The sequence below is a fragment of the Priestia sp. SIMBA_032 genome (assembly GCF_046535215.1).
Lineage (GTDB): Bacteria > Bacillota > Bacilli > Bacillales > Bacillaceae_H > Priestia > Priestia aryabhattai.
Genome location: NZ_JAWRXD010000023.1, coordinates 40,730 through 56,429 on the forward strand (window position 1 = coordinate 40,730; position 15,700 = coordinate 56,429).

At 37.3% G+C, this 15,700-nt stretch carries 12 protein-coding genes; 6 read left to right on the plus strand and 6 right to left on the minus strand.

Going from position 1 to position 15,700, the window contains the following annotated elements:
• Positions 1-2 precede the first annotated feature (2 nt).
• The 6 genes from mnmG to rpmH all read right to left on the minus strand — a co-directional run bounded on the left by mnmG (position 3) and on the right by rpmH (position 5,715).
• Positions 3-1,892, minus strand: a complete 1,890-nt coding sequence (gene mnmG, locus SB717_RS29220; RefSeq protein WP_013059925.1) for a tRNA uridine-5-carboxymethylaminomethyl(34) synthesis enzyme MnmG — start codon at positions 1,890-1,892, stop codon at positions 3-5.
• 22 nt (positions 1,893-1,914) lie between these two features.
• The gene (mnmE, locus tag SB717_RS29225; RefSeq protein ID WP_029319516.1) at positions 1,915-3,303 is read right to left on the minus strand and encodes a tRNA uridine-5-carboxymethylaminomethyl(34) synthesis GTPase MnmE; all 1,389 of its coding nucleotides are present in this window, start codon (positions 3,301-3,303) and stop codon (positions 1,915-1,917) included.
• Between the two features lie 307 nt (positions 3,304-3,610).
• Positions 3,611-4,240 carry an RNA-binding cell elongation regulator Jag/EloR gene (jag, locus tag SB717_RS29230; protein ID WP_074681904.1) on the minus strand — a complete coding sequence of 210 codons (630 nt, stop codon included), beginning with the start codon at positions 4,238-4,240 and terminating at the stop codon, positions 3,611-3,613.
• Positions 4,237-5,001 carry a YidC family membrane integrase SpoIIIJ gene (spoIIIJ, locus tag SB717_RS29235; protein WP_074681905.1) on the minus strand — a complete coding sequence of 255 codons (765 nt, stop codon included), beginning with the start codon at positions 4,999-5,001 and terminating at the stop codon, positions 4,237-4,239. The genes jag and spoIIIJ overlap by 4 nt, the downstream gene beginning before the upstream one ends.
• A 115-nt stretch (positions 5,002-5,116) precedes the next feature.
• Positions 5,117-5,470, minus strand: coding sequence for a ribonuclease P protein component (gene rnpA / locus SB717_RS29240; protein WP_013059929.1), 354 nt, complete (start codon positions 5,468-5,470; stop codon positions 5,117-5,119).
• Positions 5,471-5,580: 110 nt separating this feature from the next.
• Positions 5,581-5,715, minus strand: a complete 135-nt coding sequence (rpmH, locus tag SB717_RS29245; RefSeq protein ID WP_013059930.1) for a 50S ribosomal protein L34 — start codon at positions 5,713-5,715, stop codon at positions 5,581-5,583.
• Positions 5,716-6,469: 754 nt separating this feature from the next.
• Between rpmH and dnaA the strand changes: the two genes are divergently transcribed.
• From dnaA to gyrA, 6 genes are all read left to right on the plus strand, one after another.
• Positions 6,470-7,813, plus strand: a complete 1,344-nt coding sequence (gene dnaA / locus SB717_RS29250; protein ID WP_028411911.1) for a chromosomal replication initiator protein DnaA — start codon at positions 6,470-6,472, stop codon at positions 7,811-7,813.
• 186 nt (positions 7,814-7,999) lie between these two features.
• Positions 8,000-9,136 carry a DNA polymerase III subunit beta gene (gene dnaN, locus SB717_RS29255; protein ID WP_074681906.1) on the plus strand — a complete coding sequence of 379 codons (1,137 nt, stop codon included), beginning with the start codon at positions 8,000-8,002 and terminating at the stop codon, positions 9,134-9,136.
• Positions 9,137-9,236: 100 nt separating this feature from the next.
• Positions 9,237-9,452 (plus strand): S4 domain-containing protein YaaA, encoded by a 216-nt coding sequence (gene yaaA / locus SB717_RS29260; RefSeq protein ID WP_074681907.1) that lies wholly within the window; start codon positions 9,237-9,239, stop codon positions 9,450-9,452.
• A 14-nt stretch (positions 9,453-9,466) separates the two neighbouring features.
• Positions 9,467-10,585: a DNA replication/repair protein RecF gene (gene recF, locus SB717_RS29265; protein WP_013054823.1), complete on the plus strand. Its 1,119-nt coding sequence runs from the start codon at positions 9,467-9,469 to the stop codon at positions 10,583-10,585.
• Positions 10,586-10,825: 240 nt separating this feature from the next.
• Complete coding sequence (gyrB, locus tag SB717_RS29270; protein ID WP_410906083.1) at positions 10,826-12,742, plus strand: DNA topoisomerase (ATP-hydrolyzing) subunit B; 1,917 nt, start codon at positions 10,826-10,828, stop codon at positions 12,740-12,742.
• A gap of 126 nt (positions 12,743-12,868) precedes the next feature.
• Positions 12,869-15,379, plus strand: a complete 2,511-nt coding sequence (gene gyrA, locus SB717_RS29275; RefSeq protein WP_074681909.1) for a DNA gyrase subunit A — start codon at positions 12,869-12,871, stop codon at positions 15,377-15,379.
• Positions 15,380-15,700: the final 321 nt, after the last annotated feature.

Below are 15,700 nucleotides of genomic sequence, written 5' to 3' on the forward strand. Positions count from 1 at the left end.
TTTTAATCATTTGATACTTTAGCGATGCGCCCTTGTTCAATGTAAACAAGCAAGATTGAAATATCAGCTGGGTTGACTCCAGAAATACGTGAAGCTTGCGCTACCGTTAGTGGACGCACTTGGTTTAATTTTTGACGTGCTTCTGTAGCTAGACCGTTAATTGCATCATAATCGATATAATCAGGAATCTTTTTGTTTTCTAACTTCTTCAAGCGTTCAACTTGTTGAAGTGATTTCTGAATATATCCTTCATATTTCACCTGAATTTCTACTTGTTCAGCTACTTCAGGATCTACCGTCTCATCAGCTGGTGCTAATTGATGAATATGAGTATACGTCATTTCAGGGCGGCGAAGTAAATCTGTCGCACGAATGCCATCTTTTAATTCGCTGCCGCCAGCTTCTTTAATCAGTTGTTGAACAGCTTCATTCGGCTTAATAATAAAGGAGAAAAGACGTTTTTTCTCTTGCTCGATTTCCGCTTTCTTTTGTTCAAATTTAGCATAGCGCTCATCGCTGATTAATCCTAGTTCACGACCAATTTCAGTAAGACGTAAATCAGCGTTATCGTGACGAAGTAATAAACGATATTCTGCACGAGATGTTAGCAGACGATACGGTTCATTTGTTCCTTTTGTTACTAAATCATCCACCAATACACCGATGTAAGCATCAGAACGTCCTAAGATGACTTCTTCTTGTTCCAGCGCTCTTCTTCCCGCGTTAATTCCAGCAAGAAGACCTTGGCCTGCAGCTTCCTCATAACCAGATGTTCCGTTAATTTGTCCAGCCGTATAAAGATTTTTAATTTTCTTCGTTTCAAGCGTTGGCCATAACTGAGTCGGAACAATTGCATCATATTCAATAGCATAGCCCGCACGCATCATTTGGACTTTTTCAAGACCAGGAATTGTCGCAAGCATTTGACGCTGTACGTGCTCAGGAAGGCTTGTTGATAGTCCTTGAACATATACTTCTTGCGTATTTCGTCCTTCTGGCTCTAAGAAAATTTGGTGACGCGGTTTATCATTAAAGCGCACAACCTTATCTTCAATAGATGGACAGTAGCGCGGTCCAGTACCTTTAATCATCCCAGAATACATAGGAGATAAGTGGAGGTTGTCGTCAATAATTTGATGCGTTTGTTCACTTGTATATGTTAACCAGCAAGGCAGTTGATCTGTAATGTACTGTGTTGTTTCGTATGAGAAAGCACGAGGTACATCATCCCCAGGCTGAATCTCCGTTTTGCTGTAATCAATAGTTGAGCTATTAACACGAGGTGGAGTTCCTGTTTTAAAACGGACCATATCCAGTCCTAACTCCTCTAAGTGTTCAGAAAGCTTAATAGCTGGTTGTTGATTATTAGGACCGCTTGAATATTTTAATTCACCTAAAATAATTTCCCCGCGTAAGAATGTCCCTGTCGTAATAACAACTGTTTTAGCTTTATACACAGCTCCCGTTTGAGTGACAACGCCCGTACATACACCGTCTTCTACGATTAACTGTTCTACCATACCTTGCATAAGCGTTAGATTTTCTTCATTTTCTAACGTTTTTTTCATTTCATGCTGATAAGCAAATTTATCTGCTTGAGCTCTAAGTGCTCGAACGGCTGGACCTTTTCCTGTGTTTAACATTCTCATTTGAATATGAGTTTTATCGATATTTCTACCCATTTCTCCGCCAAGAGCATCAATTTCACGTACGACAATACCTTTTGCAGGACCGCCTACAGAAGGGTTGCAGGGCATAAACGCCACCATGTCTAAGTTAATGGTCAACGTTAACGTTTTAGCACCCATACGCGCAGAAGCAAGGGCCGCTTCACAACCTGCATGACCTGCTCCAATGACAATAACATCATATTGTCCACCTTCATATTGCATAATAGTAGCCTCCTTTAATAATCTATTTTCCTAAGCAGAATTGAGAGAACAACTGATCAATTAAGCTTTCGTGAACAGCATCACCAATAATTTCACCTAATAGTTCCCACGTTCTTGTTAAATCAATTTGGACAATATCGATTGGAACACCACTTTCAATGCCTGTGATGGCCTCATCGATAGCTCCTCTTGCTTGCGTTAAAAGCGCAATATGTCTCGTATTAGATAAATATGTTAAATCTTGAGATTCAATTGTTCCTCCAAAGAAAAGAGCTGCGATTGCTTCTTCAAGCTGATCTACTCCTTGTTCTTGAAGAAGCGAAGTCGTCACTACTGGATGATCACCAGCAAATTGCTGCACTTCCTCTAGATTAATTTTTTGCTCAAGATCTGTTTTATTCACAATCACGATAACGTCCATGCCTTTTACAGCTTCAAATAGCTTTTTATCTTCGTCCGTTAGTTCTTCATTAAAATTCAACACAAGCAAAATTAAATCTGCTTCTTTCAAATACTGACGAGAGCGTTCCACACCAATTCGTTCTACAATGTCTTCTGTTTCACGAATTCCAGCTGTATCAACTAATCGTAGAGGAACTCCTCGCACATTGACGTACTCTTCGATTACATCTCGCGTCGTTCCAGGAATATCTGTGACAATGGCCTTTGCATCTTGCACTAAACTATTTAGAAGAGAAGATTTCCCTACATTAGGACGTCCAATAATAACAGTAGCCAATCCTTCTCTTAAAATTTTCCCTTGATGAGAGGTTTGAAGAAGCTTATCAATTTCTTGGCGTACATTTGAAGCTTTTTCGATCAATACTTGGTGAGTCATTTCCTCTACATCGTCATATTCTGGGTAGTCAATGTTTACTTCTACGTGGGCAAGTGTTTCGAGAATTTCCTGCCGTAAATGACGTACTAGCTTGGACAAACGCCCTTCCATTTGGCCAATCGCCATATTCATCGCTTTATCTGTTTTGGCACGAATTAAATCCATGACAGCTTCTGCTTGTGATAAGTCTACGCGACCATTTAAAAATGCTCGTTTTGTAAACTCACCCGGCTCAGCTAAACGGGCACCATTTGCAATAACTAACTGCAGCACACGATTAACGGATACAATTCCTCCGTGACAGTTAATTTCAATAATGTCTTCTCTAGTAAATGTCTTGGGACCTTTCATAATGGAAAGCATCACTTCTTCAACGACTTGCTCTGTTTTGGGATCTACGATATGACCGTAGTGAATGGTATGAGAAGCTACGTCTGTTAATCGTTTATTCGAAACGCTTTTAAAGATACGATCTGCAATCGTAATTGCTTCTTCACCACTCAGGCGGACGATGGCAATAGCTCCTTCTCCCATTGGTGTAGAAATGGCCGCAATTGTATCAAAATCTAACACCAACTTCACCTCATTTCATTTTATAAACCTTTTATTTTAAACGATGTTATATACTATCATCGTTAACAATTTTACACGAACAAAAACATCTATTTTAAGGCCCATGATTTGTATGAACCAAATAAATAGAATACCACAATTCACCGATTTGGAACATCTCTAACGTTCTTCTGTTATGCACAGCAAGAAAAACAGGCAGTATGTACTATTTTAACTTATCCACATGTGAATAACAACGTATGCATCCTGATTTTTTGAACGCTGGATCGATAAAAATAAGCACATAAAAAAGCACTAGCTTATTTTGCTAGTGCTTTTTGGCAACTGGCTGAACCAAAATACTTCTTTTGGGTTCTTTGCCAACGGATTGTGTCTCAACTAAAGAATTTTTAGCTAACGCTTGGTGAATCATTTTTCTTTCATGGGAAGGCATTGGTTCTAGTTGAACAGATCGATTCGTTTTGATCGCCTGATTAGCTATTTTTAATGCCAATTTTTCAACCATTTCTTTTCGTTTTTCTCGGTAGCCTTCTGGATTTAATACAACATTTAAAAATTGCTGACTGTATCGATTAGCTACCAATTGTGTGAGAAGCTGGAGCGCATTGAGGGTTTGTCCATGTTTTCCAATCAACATTCCCGCTGAATCGCTACTAATCTCAATTATGCAGTTTCTCGAGGTTTTTTTGACGTTCGTATGAATCGAAATCCCCATTTCACGGCTAACATTTGTAATAAAATGAACCGCTTCCTCTACAGGGTCAACTATTTTTGTAACTTTTACAACTGCGGGTTTTCCCTTAAAGATTCCTAAAAATCCTTTTTTGCCTGGTTCAATTATTTCTACATTTGTTTGATTTCGCTCTACTTCTAAAGCATCTAATGCTTCTTGAACAGCAGCTTCAATCGTCTGGGCCGTAATTGTGATTTCGTTCATTTTTTAACCCCTTCAATATTCGCTTGTTTTAAGTCTGGCCCTTTAATGAAGTAGGTTTGAATAATCATAAATAGGTTTCCCACTACCCAATAAAGAGATAAGGCAGCTGGAAAATTGATTGCAAAAACCACAATCATGATCGGCATAATCCAAAGCATCATAGCCATTTGAGGATTTTGATTTGCATTTCCGGCCATCATCATCTTTTGCTGAATAAACGTTGTGATTCCTGCGACAATTGGTAAGATAAATAGCGGATCACGCGCACCTAAATCAAACCATAAAAAGCTGTTGTTTGCGATTTCCGACGTTCGTGTAATCGCGTGGAAAATCCCAATAAGAATGGGCATTTGAATTAGAATTGGGAAGCAACCAGCTAAAGGATTTACTCCGTAAGTTTGGAATAATGCCATCGTTTCTTTCTGCAATTGCTGCTGCGTCTGGGCATCTTTTGAACTGTACTTCTCCTTTAACTTCTGCATTTCGGGCTGAAGCATCTGCATCGCTTTCGTGTTTCTCATCTGTTTAATCATAAGCGGTAGAATAAGTAAGCGAATCAGGATTGTGACAACAATGATCGCAACTCCATAGCTTTTAAATAACTCCGCTAGATACGTAATGACTAATGATAGCGGATACACAACATACTCATTCCAAAAACCTTTACTATCATCTGTAATAGGTTGGTTCATTTCCGTACAACCCGCTAAAACAGTTAATAAAAAGATAAGCGTTATCCCTAAAAACAACTTCTTCTTCACCTGTTTTTCCTCCTTCTACATGTTCACCTTTCAATTCTGAAAGTGCGTCAAAATCCATTATATAAGGATGCGGTAGAAAAACAACAGCTATTAAAGGCTTTTCTTCTATTGTTTATTAATCGTTTTGTCTATGTGTAAGTAATTTGCCACGCTTAAAGACATGCTGCAAACTGCTTTTAATTTCTTCATAGCTCATTGTTGCAGCAGGCTGCCTTGCAATTACAATATAATCTTTGTCTTGCTTTAAATACGGTGTGAATTCAAACATAATTTGTTTAGCAAGGCGCTTAACTCGATTACGAGTCACGGCATTTCCAATCTTTTTGCCCACAGAGAATCCTACGCGGAAATGTTCTTGATCCGGTTTGTCTAGAACATACAAGACAAATTGGCGATTCGCTACGGACTTGCCCTTCTTAAAAACTGTTTGAAATTCATCATTCTTTTTTATACGATATCTTTTTTTCATTTTTAACAACTCCTGCCCTTTTTCAGGTCATGCTCTTATGTAGTCCCTACAGGAACAGAGGTGATTTTAGCCTTATAAAGCGAAAAAAGACCACTGGCGTCAGTGGTCTATTATGCTGATAATACTTTTCTTCCTTTACGACGACGACGAGCTAAAACTTTACGTCCATTCGCTGAGCTCATACGAGCGCGGAAACCGTGTACTTTACTGTGCTTACGTTTGTTTGGTTGGTAAGTTCTTTTCATCTATAAACACCTCCTCGAGGAATAACTGAAAAAGACAGTCCTTGCAATTATAATGAAAAGACTAAGAAGATGTCAATGTTATTTAAAAAATAAAATTTTCAATCTCTTGGTTTCATTATCTGTTTTACTCAATCTTCTTCATTCTAATATCTTTATAACCCAATTGTCTATACCTAATCAATAAAATTCATTGATTTATTAAAGAAAAAAATTTTCCTTTTCATCTCTTTCTCTTTCTCTACGAGCTCCGATCGCATCGTTACTAAACAAAACTACAACAATAAATGTTATAAAAAGCCTCTTTTTTATTCAAATTCTTCTCTTAAACCTTTGTGGATAAGTTTTTTCGACATTTTTCTACTTTTCCATTTCTTATCGACAACTCATGCACACTATCTTGTGTTGTGGAAAACTTTTCTCCACAAGGTGTAGTGATTGTGGATAAGTTTCGAAAATTCATTGCATCATGCCGGATTCTTTGATATTATATTTTTGTTTTCACTCTTAATTACTTTTCCACAGTTGGTTTTTATCCACAAACTGTGGACAACTTGTGGACATCATTTCCACTATCACTGTATAAAGTTATCCACACCATGTGGAATCTGTCGAATAGTCGACTTTCTTCTATAATATATATTTACCCACATAATAGCAATTGTATAAATATAATTTTTTTATGCATAAGGGTTTGTACAAGTTGTACAAGTGTTGTACAAAGCGCACAAAAACTAGAAAAAGGAGGGGTTGCTCGTTGGAAAACATTCATGATTTATGGAACAGAGCTTTAGATCAAATTGAAAAAAAATTAAGCAAACCCAGTTTTGAAACCTGGCTCAAATCGACAAAAGCTCATGCTTTACAAGGAGACACGCTCATTATTACTGCGCCTAATGATTTTGCACGGGACTGGTTAGAATCTAGGTATTCTAATTTAATTGCTGAAACACTTTACGATCTTACGGGGGAAGAGTTAGATGTGAAATTTATTATTCCTCCTAACCAGGCCGAAGAAGAATTCGATATTCAAACTCCTAAAAAGAAAGTCAATAAAGACGAAGGAGCAGAATTCCCTCAAAGTATGCTAAATTCGAAGTATACCTTTGATACATTTGTAATCGGATCTGGAAATCGGTTTGCGCATGCAGCTTCTTTAGCGGTAGCAGAGGCGCCGGCTAAAGCGTATAATCCGCTTTTTATTTACGGGGGAGTAGGATTAGGTAAAACACACTTAATGCACGCAATAGGCCACTATGTGTTAGATCATAATCCTGCCGCTAAAGTCGTGTACTTATCATCTGAAAAATTCACAAATGAGTTTATTAACTCTATTCGTGACAATAAAGCAGTAGAATTCCGCAACAAATACCGCAATGTAGATGTTTTACTGATTGATGATATTCAATTCTTAGCCGGTAAAGAGCAGACACAAGAAGAATTTTTCCATACGTTTAATACGCTTCACGAAGAAAGCAAGCAGATTGTCATCTCAAGTGATCGACCGCCGAAAGAAATTCCTACACTTGAAGATCGACTTCGCTCTCGCTTTGAATGGGGCCTTATTACAGACATCACACCACCAGATTTGGAAACACGAATTGCTATTTTGCGTAAAAAAGCAAAAGCGGACGGCTTAGTTATTCCAAATGAAGTTATGCTTTATATTGCCAATCAAATTGATTCAAATATTAGAGAATTAGAAGGAGCACTTATTCGTGTAGTAGCTTATTCTTCACTAATTAATAAAGATATAAACGCTGATTTAGCAGCAGAAGCATTAAAAGATATCATTCCTAGTTCAAAACCTAGGGTTATTACGATTCAAGACATCCAACAGATTGTTGGACAAGAATTCAATATAAAATTAGATGATTTCAAAGCGAAGAAACGTACAAAGTCAGTAGCGTTTCCTAGACAAATTGCCATGTACCTTTCTCGCGAACTAACGGATTTTTCGCTACCTAAAATTGGAGAAGAGTTTGGCGGGCGAGACCATACTACTGTCATTCATGCCCATGAAAAAATCTCAAAACTTGTTCAAACAGATACTGACCTGCAAAAACAAATTAAAGAAATAAGTGAATCACTAAAAATATAGGCTTTTTTTACTTGTATTTTGTGTATAAGTGAGTTAGGATTGTACACAGTCTGTCCACATGTGGATAGGCTGTGTTCTCACGTTTTAAGGGGTTATCCACATTTCCACAGCCCCTATTACTACTACTATCTTAAAATATAATAAATTATAAGCTTTTAAACCTACTTTTAAGGAGGATTAATTATTATGAAATTTATCATACAGAAAGACTATCTAGTTCAAAGCGTCCAAGACGTTATGAAAGCTGTATCTTCTAGAACAACAATTCCAATTTTAACTGGGATTAAAATTGTAGCGACTGAAGAAGGTGTTACCTTAACCGGAAGTGATTCCGATATCTCTATTGAATCGTTTATTCCAAGCGAAGAAGAAGGAAAAGAGATTGTTGATATTCAAAAACCAGGAAGCGTTGTTCTCCCAGCTCGTTTCTTTAGTGAAATCGTCAAAAAGCTTCCTAAAGACATTGTAGAGTTAGACGTCCAAAGTCACTTTTTAACAATCATTCGTTCAGGAAAAGCTGAATTTAACTTAAATGGTTTAGATGCAGAAGAGTACCCTCATTTGCCACAGATCGAAGAAAACAACATGTTTAGATTACCGACAGACTTATTAAAAAACATGATTCGACAAACTGTCTTTGCAGTGTCCACCTCAGAAACACGACCTATCTTGACAGGTGTAAACTGGAAAGTCGATGGCAAAGAATTAACGTGTATTGCCACTGACAGTCATCGTCTAGCTTTGCGAAAAGCGACCATTGAAACTGGAAATGAAGCAACGTATAATGTGGTTATTCCAGGTAAAAGTTTAAGTGAATTCAGTAAGATCCTTGATGATTCTCATGAATTAGTAGACATCGTTATCACGGAAAATCAAGTATTGTTCAAAACAAAACACTTACTATTTTTCTCAAGATTATTGGACGGAAATTATCCTGACACATCAAGATTGATCCCAGCTGATAGTAAAACGGATGTTATATTGAACGTAAAAGAATTCTTACAATCGATTGACCGCGCTTCTTTATTAGCTCGCGAAGGAAGAAACAACGTAGTAAAACTATCTACGCTGGATGAAGGGATTGTTGAAATTTCTTCTAACTCTCCTGAAATTGGAAAAGTAATTGAAGAGGTACAAAGTCAGTCTATCTCAGGAGAAGAATTAAAAATTTCTTTTAGCGCAAAATACATGTTAGACGCATTAAAAGCGCTCGAAGGAACAGATATCAAAATTAACTTCACTGGTGCGATGCGTCCATTTGTCATTCGAACATTAGAGGATGATTCAATGCTGCAGCTGATTTTACCAGTACGAACATATTAAATCTCAGAAAGCTACTAGCATGCCGTACTAGTAGCTTTCTTTTCTCAAGAAGAATTATTTAGTAAAATAGAGATACATCATTAGAAAGTGAGAGAGTCGCATGAAAACAGAAATTAAAATTTCAACTGAATACATTACGCTTGGCCAGTTTTTAAAACTAGCAGACGTCATTCAAACAGGTGGAATGGTAAAATGGTTTTTAAGTGAGCACGAAGTATATGTGAACGGGGAGCTAGAAGAGCGCCGCGGACGTAAATTATATGCAAATGACGAAGTGGATATACCGGCTGCAGGATCATTTGTTGTTATTACTTAAAGTTGGTGAAACGTTTGTATATTAAAGAAATTACTTTAACAAATTACCGAAACTATACGAAGACAACGATTCCCTTTGAAAATAAAGTAAACGTCATTTTGGGTGAAAACGCGCAGGGTAAAACAAACGTGATGGAATCGATCTTCGTATTATCTATGGCTAAATCTCATCGTACATCCAACGATAAAGAATTAATTAAATGGGACTGTGAGTATGCAAAGCTATCGGGCATTGTAGAAAAGCATAGAGGGCCTGTTACACTGGATTTAGTCATCTCAACAAAAGGGAAAAAAGCAAAATATAATCACATTGAGCAGAAAAAACTCAGTCAATATATAGGATCAATTAACACTGTCATGTTTGCTCCGGAGGATTTGAACCTAGTTAAAGGGAGTCCGCAAGTAAGGCGCAAATTTATCGATATGGAAATTGGTCAAGTTTCGCCTGTTTACATGCATGATTTAAGCAGGTATCAAAAGATTTTGCAGCAAAGAAATCAATATTTGAAGCAGCTGCAGACAAAAAAACAAACGGATCTTTCACTTTTAGACGTACTTACGTTACAGTTAAGTGAAATGGCGGCGAAAATCTTAAAAAAACGTTTTGAGTTTTTACAGTTACTCCAACAGTGGGCAGAGCCTATTCATAAAGGGATCAGTCGAGACTTAGAAACATTAAAAATTGAGTATAAGAATTCAATTGATGTATCAGAAGATGCAGATTTGTCGAAAATGTTAGAAGCATATCATCAAAAGTTTGATAAAATAAAAAGTAGAGAAATTGATAGAGGTGTCACCTTAGCAGGTCCACACCGTGATGATCTTCTTTTCTACGTTAATGAAAAAGACGTTCAAACATTTGGTTCACAAGGGCAACAGCGGACGACTGCTTTATCGTTAAAGCTTGCTGAAATTGAGTTAATTCATCAAGAAGTAGGTGAATATCCAATCTTGCTTTTAGACGACGTATTGTCTGAATTAGATGATTTTCGTCAATCACACTTGCTAAATACCATTCAAGGAAAAGTTCAGACGTTTGTAACGACAACGAGCATTGAAGGAATTCATCACGAGACCTTAGAAAAAGCCGCTACATATCATGTAGAAGCTGGGCAAATTCAAAAGGTCAAATAGCAATTGATCTGTCTAAAAACTTTTCGCAAGGCAATCTAACTGAAATATGATATCATTATAGTTTTAAGTCTATATATTTCAACTCGTACCCTCGATTATGAAAATTTTGTGCATAAGTAAACAAATGGCAAATACATTAAAGGCTCCGTATTATTTCCACATAATATTCGAAAAACATAATACAAAATGATAAATACAGCAGTTTGCTGTTAAAAAAAAGTGTAGGTGATACATTTGACGATGGAACAAAAAGAAGTACAAGCATATGAAGCTGATCAGATACAAGTATTAGAAGGATTAGAAGCTGTTCGTAAACGTCCGGGGATGTATATTGGATCGACGAGCGCAAAGGGTTTACATCATCTTGTATGGGAAATTGTAGATAATAGTATTGATGAAGCGCTGGCCGGCTATTGCGATGAAATTAATGTTATTATCGAAAAGGATAATAGTATTACAGTCAAAGATAACGGTCGTGGAATTCCGGTTGGTATTCAAGAAAAAATGGGCAGACCTGCCGTTGAAGTTATCTTAACGGTTCTTCATGCCGGAGGTAAATTTGGCGGCGGCGGCTATAAAGTATCTGGTGGATTACACGGTGTAGGTGCCTCAGTTGTTAACGCACTTTCTACATCTTTGGAAGTACACGTACATCGTGATGGTAAAGTTCATTATCAAAAATATGAACGAGGTGTACCAGCTGCTGACTTGAAAGTAGTCGGGGAAACAGATAAAACAGGTACTGTTATTCAATTCCATCCAGACGGTGAAATTTTTACAGAAACGCTTGAATACGATTTTGATACGTTAGCTAATCGTCTGCGTGAGTTAGCTTTTTTAAATCGCGGCATTAAAATTACGATTGAAGACAGACGTGAAGAAGATAAAAGACGTGAATATCACTATGAAGGCGGAATTAAGTCTTACGTTGAACACTTAAACCGTTCGAAAGAAGTGATTCACGAAGAGCCGATCTATATTGAAGGTAATCGAGATAACATTTCTGTAGAAATTGCTATTCAATATAACGATAGCTATACAAGTAATTTATATTCTTTTGCAAACAACATTCACACATATGAAGGTGGAACGCACGAAGCAGGATTTAAAACAGCGTTAACGCGTGTAATTAACGACTATGCACGTAAAAACAGCGTATTTAAAGACAGTGACGCCAATTTAACGGGTGAAGATGTTCGTGAAGGAATTACAGCTATCATCTCTATTAAGCACCCAGATCCGCAGTTCGAAGGACAAACCAAAACAAAGCTGGGAAATAGTGAAGCAAGAACAATTACTGACTCTGTGTTTGCAGAACACTTAGAAACTTACTTGCTAGAGAACCCTATTGTGGCGAAAAAGGTAATTGAAAAAGGTTTAATGGCTGCAAGAGCAAGAATGGCAGCTAAAAAAGCTCGTGAGCTTACAAGACGTAAAAGCGCGCTTGAAATTTCAAACTTACCGGGTAAATTAGCAGATTGTTCATCAAAAGATCCTTCTATTAGCGAACTCTATGTAGTAGAGGGTGACTCTGCCGGAGGTTCAGCTAAGCAGGGAAGAAGCCGTCATTTCCAAGCTATTTTGCCTTTGCGAGGTAAAATTATCAACGTAGAGAAAGCGCGTTTAGATAAAATTTTATCTAATAACGAAATTCGTACAATCATTACCGCTCTAGGAACGGGTATTGGTGACGATTTTGATATTTCGAAAGCCCGCTACCATAAAATTGTGATTATGACAGATGCAGACGTAGATGGTGCGCATATTCGGACGCTTCTTCTAACGTTCTTCTATCGCTATATGAGACAGATTATTGAGCACGGATATGTGTACATCGCCCAGCCGCCTCTTTACAAAGTTTCACAAGGTAAAAAAGTGGAGTACGCGTACAACGATCGTCAATTAGAAGAGGTATTAGCTTCTTTCCCTGAAGGCGCAAAACCAAACCTTCAGCGTTACAAAGGTTTAGGAGAGATGAATCCTGAACAATTATGGGAAACAACAATGGATCCAGAATTCCGTACTCTTCTTCAGGTGAACTTGCAAGATGCAATTGAAGCTGATGAGACATTTGAAATTTTAATGGGCGACAAAGTAGAACCACGCCGTAATTTCATTGAAGAAAATGCTCAGTACGTAAAAAATCTCGATATTTAAATGAACGGTAATACCTTTTATATTTTTTATAAAGGGTATATAAACGTCAGGATAGAGATAGGTTCTATCCTGCGTTTACATATATATGAATTACTATACTGAACTTCGCGAAGGAGGTTCTTATCGATGTCAGATAAACCAAACTCTCAAATAAGAGAAGTAAATATTAGTCAAGAAATGCGCGCATCCTTTTTAGATTATGCAATGAGCGTAATTGTATCGCGTGCTTTGCCAGATGTAAGAGACGGACTTAAGCCCGTGCACCGTCGTATTTTATATGCAATGAATGATTTAGGTATGGGATCGGATAAGCCATATAAAAAATCAGCTCGTATCGTAGGAGAAGTAATTGGTAAGTATCACCCGCACGGTGACTCAGCTGTATATGAAACAATGGTTCGTATGGCACAAGATTTTAGCTATCGTTATATGCTAATTGACGGTCATGGAAACTTTGGATCTGTTGATGGAGATGCAGCAGCAGCTATGCGTTATACAGAAGCAAGAATGTCAAAAGTTTCGATGGAACTTTTACGTGACATCAATAAAGATACAATTGATTACCAAGATAACTATGATGGTTCTGAACGTGAACCAATTGTATTACCTGCTAGATTTCCAAATTTACTTGTAAACGGTTCAGCCGGAATTGCGGTAGGTATGGCGACAAATATTCCTCCGCATCAGTTAGGGGAAGTCATTGACGGCGTTTTAGCTGTAAGTCAAGACCCTGATATCACAATTGCAGAGTTAATGGAGATTATTCCAGGACCGGATTTCCCAACTGCAGGACAAATTCTTGGCCGCAGCGGAATTCGTAAAGCTTATGAAACTGGAAAAGGTTCTATTATTGTTCGCGCAAAAGTAGAAATTGAAGAACAAAGTAATGGTAAACAAACTATTATTGTTCATGAACTTCCATACCAAGTAAATAAAGCAAAGCTAATTGAAAAAATTGCCGAGCTAGCTCGTGATAAGAAGATTGATGGAATTACGGACTTACGAGATGAGTCTGACCGTTCGGGTATGCGCATTGTTATTGAAGTAAGACGTGATGCAAATGCAAATGTTTTATTAAACAACTTATATAAGCAGACATCTCTTCAAACAAGTTTTGGTATTAATACCCTTGCATTAGTAGATGGACAGCCAAAAGTATTGAACTTAAAGCAATGTCTACAGTACTACTTAGACCATCAGGTAGTGGTTATTCGTCGTCGTACTGAATTTGAACTTCGAAAAGCCGAAGCGCGTGCGCATATTTTAGAAGGCTTAAAGATTGCTCTTGATAATTTAGATGCTGTTATTGCTTTAATTAGAGGTTCTCAAACAACAGATATTGCACGTGAAGGATTAATGACGCAGTTTTCGTTATCTGAAAAACAAGCGCAAGCTATTTTGGATATGCGCCTACAGCGTTTAACAGGATTAGAGCGAGAGAAGATTGAAGCGGAATATCAATCTTTATTAGCGCTAATTGCTGAATTAAAAGCTATTTTAGCAGATGAAGAAAAAGTATTAGAAATTATTAGAGAAGAACTATTAGAAGTAAAAGAAAGATTCAATGACGGCCGTCGAACAGAAATCGTAAGCGGAGGAGCTGAAATTATCGAAGACGAGGATCTGATTCCTCGCCAAGATATTGTTATTAGCTTAACGCACAACGGCTATATTAAACGTTTGCCTGTTTCTACGTATAAGAGTCAGCGAAGAGGCGGAAGAGGTATTCAAGGAATGAATACAAATGAAGATGATTTCGTTGAACATCTTCTAACAACATCTACTCATGATACAATTCTCTTCTTTACAAATAAGGGCAAAGTCTATCGGACAAAAGGATACGAAATTCCAGAGTACGGAAGAACGGCTAAAGGAATACCTATTATTAACTTGTTAGAAGTAGACAAAGGTGAGTGGGTAAATGCCATCATTCGCGTCGATGAATTTGTAGACGATTGGTATCTATTCTTTACTACAAAACAGGGAATTTCCAAGCGTACACCTTTATCTTCTTTTGAGAACATTCGAAATAGCGGACTTATCGCCTTGAATTTAAGAGAAGAAGATGAGTTGATTTCTGTTAAATTGACAGATGGTAAGCGCGATATGGTTATTGGAACGAAGAAGGGTATGTTAATTCGTTTTAATGAAAATGATGTTCGTTCAATGGGACGTACAGCTACTGGAGTTAAAGGGATCACTCTCGATTCAGAAGATGAAGTAATCGGTATGGAGATTCTCGAAGAACAATCAGATATCTTGATTATTACGAAAAATGGTTACGGAAAACGTACGCCGATTGAGGAATATCGTGTACAAACAAGAGGCGGTAAAGGTTTAAGAACATGTAATATCACTGATAAAAATGGTGATGTTGTCGCACTGAAATGCGTATCTCAAGAAGAAGATATTATGCTTATCACAGTAAGCGGCGTTCTTATCCGGGTTTCTGTTTCAGATATTTCACAAATGGGCCGTAACACACAAGGTGTCAAAGTGATTCGTTTAGGAGACGAAGAGTTTGTTTCAACGGTTGCAAAAGTACAAACTTCAGAAGATGAAGACGAAGTATTAGATGAATTAGATGAACATGAAGAGACAGATATAATAATTGAAGCTGAAGAAACGGAAGAATAAAAAAAGCCCCTGAAAAAGCAGGGGCTTTTTTTTATGTAAAAAAACCTTGCCATAGGCTTTTCATTTTGATAATATATAAAAAGTCAGCAAAATACATATGAGTTTTTTAGTAGTTTTAAAAAAGTTATATAAAAGTGTTGACAACGATTCTTATAAAGTGTTATTATATAGGAGTCGCTTTAAGACAAGAGTTCTTTGAAAACTGAACGAAATAGTAAACGTCAACGTTAATTTTTTATTTTTTAATTGAGCAAGTCAAACATTTCTTCGGAGAGTTTGATCCTGGCTCAGGATGAACGCTGGCGGCGTGCCTAATACATG

Coding starts and splice junctions, on each gene's coding strand:
- rpmH (WP_013059930.1), bottom strand. CDS start 5,715: ATGAAAAGAACTTACCAACCAAACAAACGTAAGCACAGTAAAGTACAC.
- jag (WP_074681904.1), bottom strand. CDS start 4,240: ATGAACGAAATCACAATTACGGCCCAGACGATTGAAGCTGCTGTTCAA.
- mnmG (WP_013059925.1), bottom strand. CDS start 1,892: ATGCAATATGAAGGTGGACAATATGATGTTATTGTCATTGGAGCAGGT.
- yaaA (WP_074681907.1), top strand. CDS start 9,237: ATGAAAACAGAAATTAAAATTTCAACTGAATACATTACGCTTGGCCAG.
- dnaN (WP_074681906.1), top strand. CDS start 8,000: ATGAAATTTATCATACAGAAAGACTATCTAGTTCAAAGCGTCCAAGAC.
- gyrB (WP_410906083.1), top strand. CDS start 10,826: ATGGAACAAAAAGAAGTACAAGCATATGAAGCTGATCAGATACAAGTA.
- gyrA (WP_074681909.1), top strand. CDS start 12,869: ATGTCAGATAAACCAAACTCTCAAATAAGAGAAGTAAATATTAGTCAA.
- rnpA (WP_013059929.1), bottom strand. CDS start 5,470: ATGAAAAAAAGATATCGTATAAAAAAGAATGATGAATTTCAAACAGTT.